The organism is Pseudomonas sp. Tof1, assembly GCF_055390395.1.
In genome coordinates this window covers 2,000,766-2,018,841 of record NZ_AP024344.1, presented here as the reverse complement: position 1 = coordinate 2,018,841, position 18,076 = coordinate 2,000,766, and the positions used below count along the sequence as shown (strand labels likewise).

Below are 18,076 nucleotides of genomic sequence, written 5' to 3'. Positions count from 1 at the left end.
GGTCAGGCGCCGGGATGATCCAGCAGCAGGCGCTGGCGAACCACATCCACCAGCTTGTCCGGCTGGAACTTGGAGAGGAAGTTGTCGCACCCGACCTTCTTCACCATCGCTTCGTTGAAGCTGCCGGACAGCGAGGTGTGCAGCACCACATACAGGCCACGCAGGCGCGGGTCGTTGCGGATCTCGGTGGTGAGGCGGTAGCCGTCCATTTCCGGCATTTCCGCATCGGTGAACACCATCAGCAGTTTCTCGGTCATCACCGCACCGGAATCGGCCCAGGTCTTGAGCATGTTCAGGGCCCTGAGGCCGTCACTGGCGATATGCAGCTTCACCCCCAACTGGCCCAGGGTGTCGCGCAACTGCGACAGGGCCACCTTGGAGTCGTCGACCAGCAGCACCTCGCGCCCACGGGCGTGCTCCATGATCGGATCATCGAGTTTTTCCCGGGAAACCTTGGCGTTGTACGGCACGATTTCGGCAAGGACTTTTTCCACGTCGATGATTTCCACCAACTGGTCGTCGACCTTGCTGATGGCGGTCAGGTAATGCTGGCGCCCGGCGCTGCCCGGCGGCGGCATGATCGCCTCCCAGTTCATGTTGACGATGCGGTCCACGCCACCGACCAGGAACGCCTGCACCGAACGGTTGTACTCGGTCACGATAATGGTACTGTCGGGCCCGGCACCAGCGGACGCATGCCGATCGCCTGGGACAGGTCGATCACCGGCAGGGTCTGTCCACGCAGGTTGACCACCCCGCAGACAAAGGGATGGCGCTGGGGCATCAGGGTCAGTTTGGGCAGTTGCAGGACTTCCTGCACCTTGAACACGTTGATCGCGAACAACTGGCGACCGGCCAGGCGGAACATGAGAATCTCCAGACGATTCTCTCCCACCAGTTGCGTACGTTGGTCTACCGTGTCGAGAATGCCGGCCATCAATCACTCCTGGGGCGCTGATACAAAGAACTTCATTATGAGAGTTATCGGCCGCTTTCGCCGGACCTTGACCCCCATGCAAAATGTCACGCAAAACGTTTGATGTCACATTAACATCATGCTTTACTGAGTGCACTGTCCGGACTCGACACATCTCGCGCGAGGCGACCACCGGATCGGCTTTTTGTTCCCCTGCCTAGGGGAATCCCCTAGCAACAATCAGGTGCAACCTGATATTCGCAATATCCAATAGCCATTAATGTGACGCCATTCTCATTACATGAATGGAGTCAGGCTTTTGCTTTCAATCGCGGGACGGTGGCCGGAAAACCAGGCAAAACGCCTCACAGCTCTGGTTAAGACGCTCTGGATCGGTCCTCTTGGGCGATCTTTGCACTCGCCGCGAGTGGGCCTGTCGAACATCGACCGCACCTGCCTGAGAATTCTTCGCAATCACTCTGCACCGAAACAATCGGCAGCAGACTGCCGCTCCGCCCTGTTGACTGACATCAACTTAATGCCGTTCGCCAAGCGCGACCTTCTATCGCCTGCCGATGTTTCATGGAGATAAAGCATGCTGAACGGTAAAGAATGGCAGGCCAAACTGCCGGAATTTCTGGTGGAAGCAGAGCAACTGCAAACAAAGATGCAGGAGTGCTGCCAGCATCTGGCGCTGATCCGCAACGACAGGGATGCCATCGACTGCCTGCTGGCCGCCCTGCACAAGCTGAGCGGCCGGGCCGACGTACTCGGCGTGCACTGCATGGCGAACTTTTCCCGGCATGTGCACGACGTGCTGAACCACGCGCCCGAACGGCTCAACCTGCACGACGACGCCTTGCAGGCCCTGCAGGGCTGCCTGACCCTGCTGGCGTGGCAACTGGAACTGATCGACCCACATACCGGCCAGTTAGGCCTGGACGACAGCGAACAGGCCGAACTGATTGCCGACCTGGCGGCACAGATCGAAGTCTCGACAACCCTGCTTGCCGAGGCGAAAGACTTCACGCTGATCACCTTTCCCGGGCCTTCCGCCTGAACCGCAGAGCCCTGGTCAAGCCTCTCGCCAGGCCCGGGCACTCCCCTCAAACAAAGCCAAGACCAACTAACGACCAACTTTCGGTGTTTTGAGCCGGGCGTTCTTATGCGCGCAAATAACAGCGCGATAAACTGCAGTGATTTCAAACATAAACCGATAGCCAAAGCGGCTGGCGAGTCATCTGGAACCGGCGTGCAGAAAGTTGACCGAGCGGACATATATCAATAGGGACGACCAACCTTAAACGAAGTGCTACTATGCTGCCCGCTTGCTTATGTACTTGATGGCAAAATGAATTCCGGGACAACGGCATAGGATCCAAAAGGTAATAGCACTTAGCCACAATCCCTATATCAAGTTGTACATTAATATTGAACCGTAACGTTTTTCAAACGGAGTCCTGCCAGTGGTTACGGCCGGACTCTTCGCCCCGGACACTTATTTGGCTCCACATGCTATGTACGCCAGACTCCAGTCACTAAAGCCTTGGCTCCCTCACGCAAGAATGCCCGCCGGCTGACCGTCGTGCTGTGCGTCGCCTCGGCCATCGCCAGCCTGGCGCTTTACCTCAATGGCTCGCCGCTGTCCCTGGGGTTGCTGCTGTTGAACCTCGCCATGCTGGCCAGTCTCTGGCTGCAGTATCGCGATTCGCGCACCTCGATCAATTTCCAACCCCAGGAGCTGGCCGACCGCCTGCTGCAGGTGCAGGAGAACGAACGCCATCGCCTGAGCCGCGAGCTGCACGATGACATCGGCCAACTGCTGACCGCCGCCAGGCTGCAGACCCAGTGGCTGCAAGGACGACTGCCGGAGCAATTGCGCAGCCACTGCGCGGATCTGAACAACACCTGGACGAAACCCTGGCCAAGGTGCGGGATGTCTCGGCCATTCTCAACCCACGCCAGTTGACCAGCCTCGGACTGGAGGCCAGCCTGCGCGCGCACCTGCTCAAGACCCTGGGCAACACCAGCCTGCACTGGAGCCTGGAATGTCATCAGCAGTTGACCGGGCTGCCCGAGGAGATGGCCGTGACCGCCTTTCGCGTGACCCAGGAGGCTGTCACCAATGTGCTGCGCCACGCCAGGGCCGACAACCTGCTGGTACGCCTCAAACGTCTTCCCGAAGGCCTGTCGCTGTACATCGCCGATGACGGACAGGGTTTTTCCCCGGCCGCCAACCCCGCCGAACAGGGGCAACGTGGCATGGCCGGCATGCTCGAGCGTGCCGAACAACTGGGCGGCCGATTGACAGTCACCAGCGGACCCGGCAAAGGTACGCAAATCGAAGCCCTTCTTCCCTGGGCCCCCCGCGCCCTCGAACGAGCCAGTACGAATAAGGTTCTATGACCTGCAACTTACTTCTTGTGGATGACCACTCACTGATCAGGGCCGGGGTCCGCGCCCTGGTGCTGGAGATTCCCGGCTACGCCGTGATCGGCGAAGCCAGCGATGGCGCGCAGTTGCTCGAAGCCGTCGAACGCCTGAATCCGGATATCATCCTGCTCGACCTGTCGATGCGCGACACCGGCGGGCTCGATGCCCTGCGCCAATTGCAGGCGGTACGTCCGCAGAGCAAGGTGCTGATCCTGTCGATGCACACCGACCCACAACTGATCATGCAGGCCCTGGAAATCGGGGCCCACGGCTACCTGCTCAAGGACACCACCGCGACCGAACTGGCCCAGGCCCTGGAGGCCCTGCGCAACAACGAGCGCTACCTCAGCCCGGCGATCGCCCATACGGTGATCAACCAGGCCCTGACCCAGGCCCAGCGTCATTCACCGGTACCGGCCCAGAGCCACAACCTGACCGGGCGCCAGCTGGAAATCCTCAGGTTGATCGTACGCGGCAAGTCCACCCGGGAAATCGCCCAGGGCCTGGGCCTGAGCATCAAGACCGTGGAGACCCACCGCGCACAGATCATGAAGCGCCTGCAGATTTTCGACGTCGCCGGCCTGGTGCTGTTCGCGGTCCGCGAGCGGATCATCAGTCTCGACGACTGAGCAGCGGCGAATCCACCGGCAGGTGCACCCGCAGTGCACCGGGACGGGCCTCGAAACGCAGGCTGTCGCTCTCCAGGGGCTCACCGTCGAGGTTCAGGTACAGGCCCTCGGCGACCTTGATCTCGACCCAGGGCAGGCGTGCCCGGACGAACATGTTGTCCAGGCCCCAACCGTCGCTCATCAGCCGTCGCAAGGTACCGACCACCTCCTGGGGAGCCGGCAGGATGCTGATGTCGAGCAGGCCGTCATCGACCAGCGCCCGCGGACACAACACATGCCCGCCACCGGCCTGGCGGCCATTGCCGATACCCAGCGCCAACAGCTCGCCACGCCAGTGGAAATCCGGCCCCTGCAGTTCGCCATAGGCGGCATGCAGCTCACCGAAACGCGACAGCCCGGTGAACAGATAGGCCGCGCCGCCCAGCACCTTCTTCAGGTCCTCGGAGGTATTGGCCGTCACTTGGCTGCCGAACCCACCGGTGGCCATATTCAGAAACAACTGTTCACCTACCGCGCCGAGATCGATCGGCCGCGCCGGTACATCCAGCAACTGCAAGGCCGCGGCCGGCTCCAGCGGCACGCCGGCAGCACGGGCGAAATCGTTGGCGGTGCCCAGCGGCATCAACACCAGGCTGGCCTCGCTCCCGGCCAGCGCCTCGGCGATATCGCGCAAGGTGCCATCACCGCCACCGGCAATCAGCTGCCGGTAGCCCATGTGCAGTGCCTCATGGACCAGGCGTTGGGCATCGCCCGCTTCCCAGGTCAACCGAACGGCCAGCTCCCAGCCTTCACGGCGCCGGGCCTCGACCGCTGCCCTGACTTCCTCGTTGAGAGCCTGCTTGCCGTGCAGAATCAGCAATGCCTTGCGCTCGCTCATCGGCGTTTTCTCCTGTGTCGATGGCCTTGAGAAATGTGGACCGCAGACGGATGAAAACGACTTGCCGTGACGGGGATTTATTTCATCGCCGGCCCCCGCGTCGGCTCTAGACCGGCCTCGACCGTCAATACAGCGACGTCGGAAATTTTTCAGTGACAGGGTGTCATTCAATTAGCGACCGACTGTTTCATGAGCTTTACTCAAGCCTGTGCCCTGTACACAGGAGGAAAAAATGTACACATGTGTCGGTGAATACAACTAGAGCAGTCAGACTTGTCCTTGACTGAATGACAGCCAGGACCGGTTGCATCTGACAGAGGAACCGGCAACCAGGGATGGGGCAGCGCAATAAACCTGGAGCGTTGCTATAGGAATTACCTACCGAAGTGCTTCGTAGCTGCCATTTCGAGAGGGTAGAAAAGGAAGGGGGTCTCAATGCGCTTGCAACCAGTCGACAGTCTGTTCCTTACCCGGCCCAGCATGGTCGAGTACTTTCTGTTCGGCATTCGCCTGGTCCATGGGCTCACCGCCATCCTGCCCGGCCTGCTGCTCCTGGTTTACCTGCGCAAGCAAACCCCCGACATCACCGAGAGCTACCTGGCCATCCTGCTGTTCTTCGGTGTCATCAGCGTACTGATCTTCCAGGCGCTGGGCGTCTACGCCGAAGCGATCTTCAGCAACATGCTGCGCTTCCAGATCACCCTGTTCGCCTGGTCCTCGGCGTTCTGCCTGCTGCTGTTCATGCACCATGGGCTGCAACTGTTCAACTACCTGGACAACACGCAACTGCTGGTCTGGTTCATCGCCAGCCTGACATTGTTCGGCATCGAGCGGCTGATCCTGCTGGCGCTGTTCCAGCAACTGATGCAACGCGGCATTTTCCTGCAGAACGCGGTGATTCTCGGCGCCACCGAGAACGGCCAGCGCCTGGCCGAATACCTGTCCCAGCACCAGGACATCCGCTCCGGGGTGATCGGTTTCATCGACGACCGTATCGGCCGGCTGCCCAAGACCATGGTCAACCTGCCGCTGCTGGGCAACTCCAGCGACCTGGAACAACTGATCCGGGAGGAGAAGGTCACCCAGGTGCTGGTCGCCCTGCCCTGGTCGGCGGAAAACCGCATGGACTACATCATTCGCGAACTGCGCCGGTTGCCGGTCAACGTCTTGCTGGTGCCGGACATGGTCGCCTTCCGCCATGCCCACAACCGCATCACCGAAGTCGCCAACCTGCCGATGTTCAATGCCTCCGAAGTCCCCCTGCGCGGCTGGTCGCCGATGTTCAAGCGCCTGGAGGACATGGTGCTGTCGAGCCTGGCGCTGATCCTGCTGTCACCGATCATGCTGCTGGTGGCGATAGCGATCAAGATCGACTCGCCGGGGCCGGTGCTGTTTCGCCAGAAGCGCTACGGCTACAACAACCGGCTGATCGAGGTGTTCAAGTTCCGCTCGATGCACCAGCACCAGGCCGACGCCAACGCCGAAAAACAGACCACCCGTGGCGACCCGCGAATCACCCGGGTCGGACGCTTCATCCGCAGGACCAGCCTCGACGAACTGCCGCAACTGTTCAACGTGTTCGTCGGCAGCATGTCCATGGTCGGCCCGCGCCCCCATGCGACGGCGACCAAGGCCGCCGGCATCCTGTTCGAGGAAGCGGTGAAGGAATACACCTCGCGCCATCGGGTCAAGCCGGGTATCACCGGGCTTGCGCAGATCAACGGCTACCGTGGTGAAACCGATACCCTGGAGAAGATCGAGAAACGGGTGGAGTTCGATCTGGAGTACATCGAAAACTGGTCGATCTGGTTCGATCTCTACATTCTGTTCCGCACTGTCCCGGCAGTGCTCCTGACACGCGAGGCCTTCTGAAATGAGCCTGCTCATTCCCTGCATCATCGCCGGCGGTGCCGGTACCCGACTCTGGCCGGTTTCCCGCGAAGCGATGCCCAAGCCCTTCATGCGCCTGCCGGATGGCGAGAGCCTGCTGCAGAAGACCTTCCGCCGCGCCACCGGCCTGGCCGACGTGCAGCGCCTGCTGACCGTGACCAATCGCGAGGTGTTCTTCCGCACCCTGGATGACTACCGTCTGCTGAACAAGGGCGGCACGGCCCTGGATTTCATCCTCGAGCCCTTCGGCCGCAATACCGCACCGGCCATCGCCGCCGCCGCCCTGCATGTCAGCCGGTTGTACGGCGAGGATGCGCAATTGCTGGTACTGCCGGCGGATCACCTGATCAAGGACCTGGAGGCCTTCGCCAAGGCCGTGCAGAGCGCGCGCAAACTGGCGGACCAGGGCTGGCTGGTGACCTTCGGCCTGGTGCCGACCAAGGCGGAAACCGGCTTTGGCTATATCGAGAAGGGCCAGGCCCTGGACGACGGCAGCTTCCAGGTCGCGCGCTTCGTCGAGAAGCCCGATGCGGCCACGGCCCAACGCTACGTCGACGGCGGCCTGCACCTGTGGAACGCCGGCATGTTCTGCATGCGCGCCGACGCGGTACTGCGCGAACTGCAGGAGCATGCCCCGGATGTGCTGGCGGCCATGAACGAATGCCTGGCCCACAGCCACAGTCGCGAAGGCAGCCAGGAATTGCAACTGGAACTGGACAGCAAGACCCTGGTGCTCGCCCCGGATATCTCCATCGACTATGCGCTGATGGAACGCTCGCGCAAGGTCGCGGTGGTGCCCTGCCAGCTCGGCTGGAGCGACATCGGTTCCTGGCAGGCGGTACGCGAGTTGACCCCGGCCGATGCCAACGGCAACCAGTGCAACGGCGAAACCGTGCTGTACGACGTGAACAACTGCTACATCGACTCGCCCAAGCGCCTGGTCGGCGGGGTCGGTCTCAAGGACCTGATCATCATCGACACCCCTGACGCCCTGCTGGTCGCCGACGGCAAGCGCAGCCAGGACGTGAGACTCATCGCCCAGGAGCTCAAGCGCCAGGGCCACGAAGCCTACCGCCTGCACCGGACGGTGACCCGGCCATGGGGGACCTATACCGTGCTCGAGGAGGGCAAACGCTTCAAGATCAAGCGCATCATGGTCAAGCCCAACGCCTCGCTATCGCTGCAGATGCACCACCACCGCAGCGAACACTGGATCGTCGTCAGCGGCATGGCGCGGGTCACCAACGGCGACAACGAATTTCTGCTCGACACCAATGAATCGACCTTCATCAAGCCGGGCAAGACCCATCGCCTGGTCAACCCCGGGGTGATCGACCTGGTGATGATCGAGGTACAGAGCGGCGAATACCTGGGCGAGGACGATATCGTGCGCTTCACCGATATCTACGGGCGGGCTCCCGTCGAACCCGGCAAATCCTGAAGCGCGGCAAGCGCACCAACACCAAGCCCGTCAGGGAGCTGTAAACATGCACGACAGGACGACCGACCAATGAAAACCCCTTGCTGATCTTCAGTGTTCTATTACTCAGCGCTTGCAGCATCCCGGCCAAGGTGGTGCTGCCGCAGAAAAACGTGCTCGAGGAAGGTCACAGGGCTGGCGAGGCGCTGGCCGGCAAGCCCCTGCCGGCACAGCGGATCCGTGCCGGCGATACCTTGCGCATCGTACGCAACACCGGCGAGGCACCCTCGATCTCCGCCTTCACCGCCAACTCCATCTATGAGTTGACGCTGTTCACCGTGATGAACGACGGCAGCTTCGCCTACCCCTACATCGGCAACGTCAAGGCCGCGGGCCTGACTCCACAGGAGCTGACCCTGTTCCTGCAAGACAAGCTCAAGAACATCTACCAGGACTCGGCGCTGACCGTGAACATTTCCACTTCACCGGGCAACACCGTGTTCGTCGGGGGGTCGGTGCGCAACCCGAACAACCTCTCGGTGACCACCGCCACCACCCTGGAACAGGCGCTGATCGGTGCCGGCGGCCTGCTGCCGGTGGGTGACAGCCGCAACGTCGCGCTGCTGCGCCAGGAAGACAACGGCCGCTACAAGACCTATTTCTTCGACTACCGCGACACCATGCTCGCCGGCGTCAGCAACCGCCCGCCGGTACTGCTGCAACGCGGCGACGTGATCTTCGTGCCCAAGTCCCACGTGGGCAACGGCATCGAGTGGGTCGACCTGTACCTGAACCAGCTGATTCCGTTCCAGAAATCGATTGGTATCGGGGTGAACTACAACCTGCGTGAAAACAGCAACTGATCGTTAAGGACAACAGACATGATCAATATCCGCTCCTTCCGCGATTTGTTGCGCCTGTTCTTCATCTTCAAGCACGAAGTGAAAATCACCGTGCTGGTGACGCTCATCATCATCCTGCTGGGCGCCTTCCTGCTGCCCAACCGCTACGAGTCCACCGCATTGCTGCTGGTCAAGCCGGGACGCGACACCAGCACCCTGCCGATCGAGATCTCCGATCGCCAGGCGACCATCATTCCCAGTGCCCAGCGCGATCCGATTCTCGACGAGGAGCGCATGCTCACCGGGCGCCCGATCGCCCGCCTGGTGGCCGAGCAGTACCTCAACGAGCTGTCCAGGATGCCGCCACAGGAAGGCTTCCTGGCGACGGTCAAGACCCTGGTCAAGAGCACCGTGCAAGCGCTGGCCGATGCCGGTCGCGGGCTCCTGCAACTGCTCGGGGTGGTGGAGAAGCAGACCCCGGTCGAACGCCTGGCCGACCAGTTGCTGAAGAACTTCAGCGTGACCCACGCCCCCGGCTCTTCGGTCATGGAAATCAGCTTCACCTGGAACAACCCGGCGGTGGCACAGACCATCGTCCAGAGCTGGATCGAGCAGTACGAGCAGGAACGTACCCGCAGCCTCGGACGCAAGAGCCTCTATACCTTCTATGAAAGTGAAAGCAAGGCGACCCAGGCGCGGATTCTCGACTACAAGAAAAAGATCGAGGCCCACCTCAACGAACTGGGGGCGGTGAGCATCTCCGAGCGCCTGAACGATATCTCACGCAATCTCAACAACCTGCGCGGCGAACACCTGAACACCACCCGTGCCGTGGCCTCGACCCGCAGCGGCCTGGAGCGGATCCAGGCGCAGCTCAACAGCATGAAGAAAGAAATCAGCATCGGTCGGCAGATGAGTATCAACCCCGACCGCCAGGACCTGCAGCAACGGATCAACTCCAAGCAGATCGAACGTCAGGAAATGCTGCGCACCTTCAAGGAAGGCGCGCCACCGGTGAAGGCCATGGACACCGCCATCGCCAACCTGGAGAAGCTGCTCAAGGCGCAGAATGCGGTGGTCCAGCGCTCCGACAACCTGGCCCCGAACCCGGTCTACACCCGCCTGCAGAACAGTTTCGCCGACCAGCAGGCCAGCCTCAGCCGCCTGCAGACCCAGGCCGCGCAGCAGAAGACCCAGCTTGAACAACTGGAACAGGACCGCCGCCAGGCCCTGGCGCTCGAACCGGAGATGTCGCGCCTGCAACGCGAACTCGATGCCGCCGAGAAGAGCTTCGCGCTGTACAGCGAGAGCACCGAGAAAGCCCGCATCGACCGCGAACTGGACAAGAGCCGGATCAGCAACATCGCGGTGATCGAACAGGCCACCCTCAACGAAGCCCGGGTTTTCCCCAAGAGCCTGAGCATGATCCTGCTGGCAATTCCCCTGAGCCTGGCCGTCGGCCTGCTGGCGCTGTATTTCTTCTACCTGCTGGACCAGCGTATCCACGACGGCGACAAGATCGAGTCGCGCTTCGGGGTCAAGGTCTGGACCAGCCTGCAGGACATCAGCGACGACAATCCGCAGCGGCGTACCGCCTTCACCGCGAGCATGTACCGGCTCTACGGCGTGCTGCCGCTGGAACGGGTCGCCGAGCACGGCCTGAGCATCGGCCTGACCTCGGCCCGCCACGGCGAAGGGGTCACCTTCGTCATCGAACACCTTGGCGAACTGCTGCGCCAGCGCGGCCACAACGTACGGGTCGAAGGAGATGGCCCGGCGCAACCGGGGGAGATCCTGCTGCTCAATGCCGGCGCGTTCTTCTCCAACCAGGAAGCCTTCGTGATCCTGCGCCAGGCCGACCTGATCACCCTGATCATCGAAGCGGAAACCACCACCGTGCCGATTCTGGAAAATGCCCTGACGACCCTCAACACTGCCTTCAAGCGGGTCGACGGCATCATCCTCAACCGGCGCCGCTTCGAGATTCCGGAGCGGGTCCTCAATACCTTGGCACGGTTGCGGAGTCACGCCTGATGCATATCGCTCTGCTCGCGCCCCTGCCGCCGGAACAGAACGGCATCGCCGACTATGCCGGCCACCTGAAGACGGCCCTGGAGAGCCAGGGCGTGCGCGTCAGCACACCGCTGGCCGGGCTGGGCAACGACCCGCAGCGGGCGGTCCGGGCGGTGGCCGACCACGACTGGCAGGGCATCGACCTGGTGCACGCGGAAATCGGTGGCGGCCGGCTCGCCGAGTTCAATGCCCTGAAGGCCTTGCGTGCACGCTTTGCGCGGTTGCCACTGACGGCCACCATCCACGACCCGGAACGCCTGGTCTGGCGGCGCGAACGCCTGCCCTGGCCGCTGTCACTGGCCAGCCGCCTGCCCTCGCCCCTGCCGCAGGTGGCCACGGTGCTGGCCGACCCGCTGTGCCTGCGCGAGGAACGGCAACTGGCCCGCAGCCTGACCCGGCTGATCACCCTGACCCGATCGGGCAGCCAATGCCTGCGCCAGCGCATGGGCCTGCGCGGCGAACAGATGGCGGTGATCCCCCACGGCAACCTGGCCATCGAACCCGCGCCGCTGCCACCGCTGGAGCCGCTGAAATTGCTGTATTTCGGCTTCATCTACCGCGGCAAGGGCATCGAGGACCTGCTCGACGCCCTGGCGATCACCCTCACCCAGCAACCCGAACTGCGCAGCAGGCTGCGCCTGACCCTGGCCGGCGGCAGCGAACCGGAAATGGCCTTCGGCCCGTCCGGCAGCTACCTCGATCAACTGCGCCAGCACATCCGGCGCCTCGGCCTGCAGGACAGCATCGACTGGCAGCTCGACCTGCCGGCCGCGGACATCCCCCAGGTGATCCAGGCCCACCACGTGATGGTGCTGCCCTATCGCGAGTCGAGCAAGCTCAAGCTGCTCGGCCAACTGCGTGGCACCAGCGGCGCCTTGTCCTGGGCCGCCGCCTGCGGGCGCGGCGCGATCACCTCCGACGCCCGCTCGTTCGCCGAGGAAGTCGCCCAGGGCAACGGCGTGATCTTTCCCCAGGGCAACGTCACCGCCCTGGCGGCCGAGATCAGTCACCTGTGCGCCAGCCCGGAACTGGCGATCCGCTGGGCCGAACACGCCAGCATGATCGGCAACCAGCGGGTCTGGAGCCAGACCGCCAACCGTTTCCTGCAGGTGTTCGAGCAGGCCTGTCGAGGGCATGAAAATGTGGCGTAAACCGATTCTCTGGGTGCCGTTGCTGGTCGCTCTGGCCGGCGTCCTCAGCAGCCTGCAGTGGCGCGACACCGATGCCCAGTCCTCCTCCCAGGTGCTGCTCAAGGCGCCGCGGGCAATCGAGTGGAAGGACTTCCTCGGGGTCAATGTGCAGTTCCAGTATTTCGAGCCGGATATCTACCAGAAGCAGATGAGCCGGCTCGACGAGCTGGGCCTGAACTGGGTGCGCCTGACCATCCACTGGCCGATGATCGAGCCGCAGCAAGGGGTCTATGACATCGCCGCCCTCGATGCGGCGATGAAGCAGATGCAGGCGCACAACTACAATATCCTCGCCTACCTGGTGGGCTCGCCGGCCTTTGCCAGCAGCGCACCGGCCGGCGCCAGCAACACCGACCAGTACCCGCCCAGGGACTTCAACCTGTTCGCCGATCGCATGGCGACCCTGGCCGAACGCTATCCCCAGGTGAACACCTGGCAGGTGTGGAACGAGCCGAACATCGTCTGGCTACCCAAGGAAGATCCCACCGCCTACTACCAACTGCTGACCACCACCGCCAGGGCGATCCGCGCGAAGGTCCCGGGCAAGCCGGTGGCCACCGCCGGCCTGGCCTACTACAGCCAGATGCACAGCACCCCGGGGCTGATGCTCGACAACCTGGTCAGCCAGGGGCTGGCCAGCCAGAACCTCATCGCCGCCTACCACCCCTATTCCGAGCTGCCCGAGGGCGACAGCGCCACGGCCAGGGACTTCCTGACCAAGGGCAACAGCCTCAACAAGTCGCTGCACGGCGCCGGGGTATCGCAGGTATGGGCCACCGAATGGGGCTGGTCGAGCTATGCCGGGCCCAGGGAAATGCAGGCGCTGATCGGCATCTCCGGCCAGCAGGACTACACCCTGCGTCGCCTGGCCCTGATGAGCGCGATGGACTACCAGCGGATCTTCCTGTTCAACCTCAGCGACCTCGACGCCCGGGCCACCCCGCGGGATCAGTTCTACGGCCTGGTAGACCTCGACGGCGAACCCAAGCCGGTCTATACCGCGCTGAAGAACTTCCTCGAAGTGACCGGCCCGAAACTGCAACCGGCCGACACGCCCAACCTGCGCAATGCCCCGACGACCTGTTCAGCGTCACCTGGACCCGCAACGACGGAGCGCGCGTGTGGATGTTCTGGAGCGCCAGCGGCAGCAGCCTGCAGTTGCCCGGGGTCACCCAGGCAGCCCTGTACGATCCACTGGCCGGCAGCCGTACCGACCTGAGCGACGGCCAGGCCGTCACCGTACCGCTGAAAACCAGCCTGCAACTGTTGGTGTGGTCGCCATGAAGATACTCTGGACTCTGCCCTACCTGCCCTGGCCCACCACCAGCGGCGGCAAGACCCGACAATTCCACCTGCTGCGCAGCCTGGCCGCCCGTGGGCACCGGATCACCCTGCTGGTGCAGTCCAAGAGCGCGCTCGACGAGGCCACCCGCCAAACCCTGCTGCCGCATCTGGAACGACTGATCGTGGTGCCGCGGCGGCCGCTGCGCAGCCTGCGCACACTGCTCACCGCGCTGCTCGCGCCCTACCCGATGCTGGCCGCCGTCAACGGCTCGGCGCCGCAGTTGCAGCAGCAGTTCCGCCAGTTGCTGGAGGAACACTGGGACGTGATCCAGATCGAGCACAGCTACAGTTTCCAGCCGTTCGAGCAACCACTGATCGACAGCGGGCGCGACTTCATCCTCACCGAGCACAATGTCGAGTCGGCCCTCGGTGCGGCCAGCTACGACCGGCTGCCCGGCTGGCTGAAACCCTTCACCCTGTACGACCAGTGGCGCTACCGGCGCTGGGAGGCCCGGGTGTTCGGCCAGGCCACCGAGCTGGTCGCGGTGACCCACGCCGATGCCGATGTTCTGCACGGACAGACCGGCAAGCCGGTGGCCGTGGTGGTCAACGGCGTCGACACCGGCCATTACGCCGGCGTGACCCCTGACCTTGCGGCCCAGCGCCTGCTGTTCATCGGCAACTACGAATACAGCCCGAACCTGGATGCGGTGGAGTGGGCCCTGGAGGAAATCCTCCCGGCACTCTGGAAGCTCAATCCGCAGGTGCGCTTCGCCATTGCCGGCTACGGCCTGCCGGACGCCTGGCGCCAGCGCTGGAGCGACCCACGCATCGAGTGGCAGGGCTTCGTGCCCGACCTGCGCACCCTGCAAAGCCGCGCCTCGGTGTTCTTCGCCCCGTTGCGCCAGGGTGGCGGCTCCAAGCTCAAGGTGCTGGAAGCCATGGCCGCCGGCCTGCCGGTGGTCACCACCGACCAGGGCAGCTCGGGCCTGAAGGTCGAGAACGGCCGCCACTACCTGGGCAGCGAGGACCCGCAAGTGCTGGCCCGGATACTCGCCGACGCCCTGGCCGACCCGGCGCGCCTGCAACAGATCGCCGACGCCGGCCGGGCCTACGTCAGGGCCGAACACGACTGGGCCGTGGCTGCCGCACAGCTCGAAGCGGTCTACACCCGACTCCCACAGCTCAAGAAAGAAGAAGTGTCCGTATGCGCATAGGCCTGGATTACCGCCCGACGGCGGGCTACACCCAAACCGGCATCGGCCGTCAGAACCTGGCACTGGAAGAGGCCCTGCGGGCCAACCCCGCGGTGCAACTGCAACTGTTCGGTGTGGCGCCCTATGATCATCCGTTGCGCCGCCGCGTTCATTGCCCACGCTGGGAGGCGCCGCTGCAAGGCATTCACCGGCTGCCCCTGCGCCTGAAGTTCGAAGCCGGCTTCCTCCCCGGTGCCCTGCGCGAGGCCGGGGTGGAAGTCTATATCTGCAACTTCAACATGGGCCTGCCCCTGGGCCGCAAGCCGGCCGGCATGCGCTATGTGCTGCAACTGCACGACCTGTTCCAGCTGACGCTGCAGAACAGCCACGGCTCGCAGATCAAGAGACGGATCTATCGCGCCACCGACCGGCTGTCGATCGGTCACTCGGTGAAGGTCGCCGACCGGATCTGGACACCCTCGCAGTACACCGCCGACGAACTGGTCAAACTGTTCCCGCAGGCCCGCGACAAGGTCCGGGTCCTGCCCAACCTGGTCGATGGTTTCAGCGGCGAGCCGGCCGACATCACCGACCTGCAGTTGCCGGAGCGCTACTGGCTGGCAGTCGGGACCCGCGAGCCGCGCAAGAATATCCCCTGGTTCGTCAGTGCCTGGCAGACCGCCCGCCAGCAATCGGACCAGGTCCCGGAACTGGTGCTGATCGGCGACCCCGAGCACCTGCCCTCGCCGCTGCGGCACCTGCCGGGGCTGCACTACCTCAGCGGTATCAGCGATGCCCAGTTGCACGCGGTGTACCGCCAGGCCCAGCGGTTGTGGCAACCCTCCTACGCCGAAGGGTTCGGCCTGCCGGTGGTCGAGGCGCTGAGCGTCGGCACGCCGGTCGCGGTCGCCAGCGGTTCGTCGCTGGATGAAATCACCCCGCCGCACAGCCCGCGCTTCTCGCCCACCGACAGTCCGGCACTGACCGCCCTGATGCTGAGCCTGGCCGAGGCCCCGGCCGAAGATTCCGGCGCCTTGCGCGAGTGGGCCGCCCGTTACGCCACGGCCGCCTACCGGGAACGCTTCAACCAATTGCTCGGGGAGCTGCAATAATGCCGATCGCGATGCCCATAGCACTGCTGTTCAGCCTGGTCTTCGGTGTGCTGGTCTGGCTGCTGCCGGCCTTCAAGGTGCTGATAGTGCTGGTCGGTATCGCCGGGATCGTGACGATCATCCGCCACCCGCTGTGGGGCCTGTTGCTGTTCAGCGTACTCGCCACCTTCCTGCCCTACTCGACGGTGCAGATCGGCATCCGCACCACGGTGTCCGAGGCGCTGATCCTGCTGGTCTGGGGCAGTGTGCTGGTGCAGGCCATGTTCAACAACCTGCCGGACAAGCCGCCGTTGCTGCGTACCGAGCGTCTGCTGGTGGCGTTGATGCTGTTCAGCGCCTTTCCCTTCGTCGTCGGCCAACTGACGGTGAACGCCGAGGGCAACGGCCCGGTGAACTGGATCCGCTGGTTGCTCAACCTCTCGGTGCTGTTCCTGGTGCCACGCCTGCTGAATACGCCGAAGGCCCGCGAACAGGTGGTGACCGGCCTGCTGCTGGGCACCCTGATGATGCTCTTGCTGTCGATCCCGGTGTTCCTCAAGAACGGTACCGCCACCAGCATGACGCCGATCCTGGAAAGGCTCGGTTATGGCGGTATCGCGGTGCTGGGCGACAGCCTCAGCGCGATGTCCAATCGCATGGGCTCGCCATGGATGCATCCCAACGTCACGGGCGGCGCCATGGCCCTGCTGCTGCCACTGGCCTTCTGCTTCGGCCTGACCCGGCAGGGCTGGCCACGGGCGCTGGGCTTCGCCGTCGCCGGCCTGGGCGCGGTCGCCCTGCTGCTGAGCGGCTCGCGCGGCGCGCTGCTGAGCCTGATCGTGGTGCTGATCTGGCTGGCGCGCAAGCGCGTGCCCTACACCGGTCGCCTGCTGATGGGCGGCGTGGCCTTCGGCGCCCTCCTGCTGATGTTCTATCCGCCGCTGCAGGATCGCCTGCTGACCCTCTTCTCCACCAACGATGCCAGTACCAGCGTGCGCTTCGACGAGTACGCGCACTTCCCGCAGGCCATGGCGATGTTCCCCTTCGGTATCGGCTTCAAGACCGAGCCCCCAGTGCCCGGTACCGGCCTCTGGGGGATATCCAACCTGTGGCTGAACTTCATCTACAAGCTCGGCATTCCCGGCATGCTGCTGTTCGTCACGGTCATCTGGAGCTGGTGGCGGGAAACCCGCCCCCACCAGGAGACCATCCGCCTGACCGCGGACAATGCCCTCTGGCTCGGTAGCACCGCCGGCCTGGTGGCCGCCCTGCTCAGTGGTATCTTCGACCACTATTTCAGCTTCACCCAGGTACTGATCGCCCTGTTCTGGCTGCTGCTGGGCCTGAACCTGCACGAAGCCCGACGCCTCAAGCCCAAGGCCTCGAGCCTTTCTGGAGCCCACCCATGAAACACCGTATGTTGCACTCGCAGAACCTGCGAGAGGCCCTGCCCGAATACGCAGAGAAGATGGCCGTCAGCCTGGAGGAACTGCAAGCCGCCTATGACTGGATGCTGGAAAACGATGTCTGCTTCGAACAACCGCTCAAGGGCAACGTGCTGTGCTTCATCAGCTACCTGAACATCGAACCACGTATCGAAAACCCGCTGGCCCGGCGTTTCTATGCCCTGCTCGGGCGCGAAATCAAGGGCGCGCTGATCCCGCTCTACGGCATCAACTGGCCGACCCTGCGCGACCGCATGCTGCGCTGGTGGGAACTGGCCTACAACATCCTCATCTGCAAGATCCCCAGTCACACCCTGCGCCTGCTCTGGCTGCGTCTGGGCGGGGCGAAAATCGGCAAGGGCTCGACGGTCTGGCGCAACACCGAGGTGCTGGGTGTCGACAGCCTGCGCATCGGCAACGACAGCACGGTCGGCTGGCACTGCCAGCTGGATGCCCGCGGCGGACTGATCATCGGCGACCACGTGACCATTGCTTCCCACGTACTGATCATCGCTGGCGGGCATGATGTCCACGCGCCGGAATTCTGGGCGGTCGGTGGGCCGGTGTATATCCGCGACTACGCCTGGATCGCCAGCCGTGCGCTGCTGTCCTTCGGTGCCGACATCGGCGAGGGCGCGGTGGTCGGTGGCCAGTGCGTGGTGTCCAAGCCGATTCCGGCCTACGCCATCGTCGGCGGCCCGGATGCGGCGATCAAGGGCGAACGTTGCCGTGGCCTCAACTACAAGGTGGGCGGCAAAGGCCTGTTCACTTTGTTCCACTGAGCCACGCC

The 18,076-nt window shown here is 63.7% G+C and carries 12 protein-coding genes and 3 pseudogenes; 13 read left to right on the top strand and 2 right to left on the bottom strand.

What is annotated here, in order from left to right:
* Positions 1 to 2 precede the first annotated feature (2 nt).
* Positions 3 to 937, bottom strand: a pseudogene (locus tag ACZ5KU_RS09375) (chemotaxis protein CheV).
* Between the two features lie 574 nt (positions 938 to 1,511).
* On the opposite strand from ACZ5KU_RS09375, the gene ACZ5KU_RS09370 reads away from it, so the two are divergent.
* The 3 genes and pseudogenes from ACZ5KU_RS09370 to ACZ5KU_RS09360 all read left to right on the top strand — a co-directional run bounded on the left by ACZ5KU_RS09370 (position 1,512) and on the right by ACZ5KU_RS09360 (position 3,978).
* The gene (locus ACZ5KU_RS09370) at positions 1,512 to 1,976 is read left to right on the top strand and encodes a hypothetical protein (protein ID WP_416772499.1); all 465 of its coding nucleotides are present in this window, start codon (positions 1,512 to 1,514) and stop codon (positions 1,974 to 1,976) included.
* A 457-nt stretch (positions 1,977 to 2,433) separates the two neighbouring features.
* Positions 2,434 to 3,322, top strand: a pseudogene (locus ACZ5KU_RS09365) (sensor histidine kinase).
* Positions 3,319 to 3,978 carry a response regulator gene (locus ACZ5KU_RS09360; RefSeq protein WP_054057075.1) on the top strand — a complete coding sequence of 220 codons (660 nt, stop codon included), beginning with the start codon at positions 3,319 to 3,321 and terminating at the stop codon, positions 3,976 to 3,978. The pseudogene ACZ5KU_RS09365 and the gene ACZ5KU_RS09360 overlap by 4 nt, the downstream one beginning before the upstream one ends.
* On the opposite strand, the gene yegS is transcribed toward ACZ5KU_RS09360, so the two are convergent.
* Positions 3,962 to 4,855: a lipid kinase YegS gene (gene yegS / locus ACZ5KU_RS09355; RefSeq protein ID WP_464737060.1), complete on the bottom strand. Its 894-nt coding sequence runs from the start codon at positions 4,853 to 4,855 to the stop codon at positions 3,962 to 3,964. The two genes, ACZ5KU_RS09360 and yegS, sit on opposite strands and share 17 nt — an antisense overlap.
* Positions 4,856 to 5,290: 435 nt before the next feature.
* Here yegS and ACZ5KU_RS09350 point away from each other — a divergent pair, with 435 nt between their 5' ends.
* The 10 genes and pseudogenes from ACZ5KU_RS09350 (at position 5,291) to ACZ5KU_RS09305 (ending at position 18,068) form a co-directional block, all read left to right on the top strand.
* Positions 5,291 to 6,727, top strand: coding sequence for an undecaprenyl-phosphate glucose phosphotransferase (locus ACZ5KU_RS09350; protein WP_054057073.1), 1,437 nt, complete (start codon positions 5,291 to 5,293; stop codon positions 6,725 to 6,727).
* Position 6,728: 1 nt separating this feature from the next.
* Positions 6,729 to 8,186, top strand: a complete 1,458-nt coding sequence (locus ACZ5KU_RS09345) for a mannose-1-phosphate guanylyltransferase/mannose-6-phosphate isomerase (protein ID WP_464737059.1) — start codon at positions 6,729 to 6,731, stop codon at positions 8,184 to 8,186.
* A gap of 80 nt (positions 8,187 to 8,266) precedes the next feature.
* Positions 8,267 to 9,028: a polysaccharide biosynthesis/export family protein gene (locus ACZ5KU_RS09340; RefSeq protein ID WP_464737058.1), complete on the top strand. Its 762-nt coding sequence runs from the start codon at positions 8,267 to 8,269 to the stop codon at positions 9,026 to 9,028.
* An 18-nt stretch (positions 9,029 to 9,046) separates the two neighbouring features.
* Positions 9,047 to 11,041, top strand: coding sequence for a GumC family protein (locus tag ACZ5KU_RS09335; RefSeq protein WP_054057070.1), 1,995 nt, complete (start codon positions 9,047 to 9,049; stop codon positions 11,039 to 11,041).
* Positions 11,041 to 12,231, top strand: a complete 1,191-nt coding sequence (locus ACZ5KU_RS09330; protein ID WP_054063887.1) for a glycosyltransferase — start codon at positions 11,041 to 11,043, stop codon at positions 12,229 to 12,231. Before ACZ5KU_RS09335 ends, ACZ5KU_RS09330 begins: the two co-directional genes overlap by 1 nt.
* A pseudogene (locus ACZ5KU_RS09325) lies at positions 12,221 to 13,554 on the top strand (beta-galactosidase). Before ACZ5KU_RS09330 ends, ACZ5KU_RS09325 begins: the two are co-directional and overlap by 11 nt.
* On the top strand, positions 13,551 to 14,771 hold the full coding sequence (locus ACZ5KU_RS09320; protein ID WP_054061496.1) for a glycosyltransferase family 4 protein: 1,221 nt from the start codon (positions 13,551 to 13,553) through the stop codon (positions 14,769 to 14,771). Before ACZ5KU_RS09325 ends, ACZ5KU_RS09320 begins: the two are co-directional and overlap by 4 nt.
* The gene (locus tag ACZ5KU_RS09315) at positions 14,762 to 15,862 is read left to right on the top strand and encodes a glycosyltransferase family 4 protein (protein ID WP_054061493.1); all 1,101 of its coding nucleotides are present in this window, start codon (positions 14,762 to 14,764) and stop codon (positions 15,860 to 15,862) included. Before ACZ5KU_RS09320 ends, ACZ5KU_RS09315 begins: the two co-directional genes overlap by 10 nt.
* Positions 15,862 to 17,250 (top strand): O-antigen ligase family protein, encoded by a 1,389-nt coding sequence (locus tag ACZ5KU_RS09310; RefSeq protein WP_054063888.1) that lies wholly within the window; start codon positions 15,862 to 15,864, stop codon positions 17,248 to 17,250. Before ACZ5KU_RS09315 ends, ACZ5KU_RS09310 begins: the two co-directional genes overlap by 1 nt.
* Positions 17,247 to 18,068, top strand: coding sequence for an acyltransferase (locus ACZ5KU_RS09305; RefSeq protein WP_054063889.1), 822 nt, complete (start codon positions 17,247 to 17,249; stop codon positions 18,066 to 18,068). The genes ACZ5KU_RS09310 and ACZ5KU_RS09305 overlap by 4 nt, the downstream gene beginning before the upstream one ends.
* Positions 18,069 to 18,076: the final 8 nt, after the last annotated feature.

Excerpts from the sequence above, each read along its gene's own strand:
- ACZ5KU_RS09370 (WP_416772499.1), top strand. The coding sequence starts at position 1,512 with ATGCTGAACGGTAAAGAATGGCAGGCCAAACTGCCGGAATTTCTGGTG.
- ACZ5KU_RS09360 (WP_054057075.1), top strand. The coding sequence starts at position 3,319 with ATGACCTGCAACTTACTTCTTGTGGATGACCACTCACTGATCAGGGCC.
- yegS (WP_464737060.1), bottom strand. The coding sequence starts at position 4,855 with ATGAGCGAGCGCAAGGCATTGCTGATTCTGCACGGCAAGCAGGCTCTC.
- ACZ5KU_RS09350 (WP_054057073.1), top strand. The coding sequence starts at position 5,291 with ATGCGCTTGCAACCAGTCGACAGTCTGTTCCTTACCCGGCCCAGCATG.
- ACZ5KU_RS09345 (WP_464737059.1), top strand. The coding sequence starts at position 6,729 with ATGAGCCTGCTCATTCCCTGCATCATCGCCGGCGGTGCCGGTACCCGA.
- ACZ5KU_RS09335 (WP_054057070.1), top strand. The coding sequence starts at position 9,047 with ATGATCAATATCCGCTCCTTCCGCGATTTGTTGCGCCTGTTCTTCATC.
- ACZ5KU_RS09330 (WP_054063887.1), top strand. The coding sequence starts at position 11,041 with ATGCATATCGCTCTGCTCGCGCCCCTGCCGCCGGAACAGAACGGCATC.
- ACZ5KU_RS09320 (WP_054061496.1), top strand. The coding sequence starts at position 13,551 with ATGAAGATACTCTGGACTCTGCCCTACCTGCCCTGGCCCACCACCAGC.
- ACZ5KU_RS09315 (WP_054061493.1), top strand. The coding sequence starts at position 14,762 with ATGCGCATAGGCCTGGATTACCGCCCGACGGCGGGCTACACCCAAACC.
- ACZ5KU_RS09310 (WP_054063888.1), top strand. The coding sequence starts at position 15,862 with ATGCCGATCGCGATGCCCATAGCACTGCTGTTCAGCCTGGTCTTCGGT.
- ACZ5KU_RS09305 (WP_054063889.1), top strand. The coding sequence starts at position 17,247 with ATGAAACACCGTATGTTGCACTCGCAGAACCTGCGAGAGGCCCTGCCC.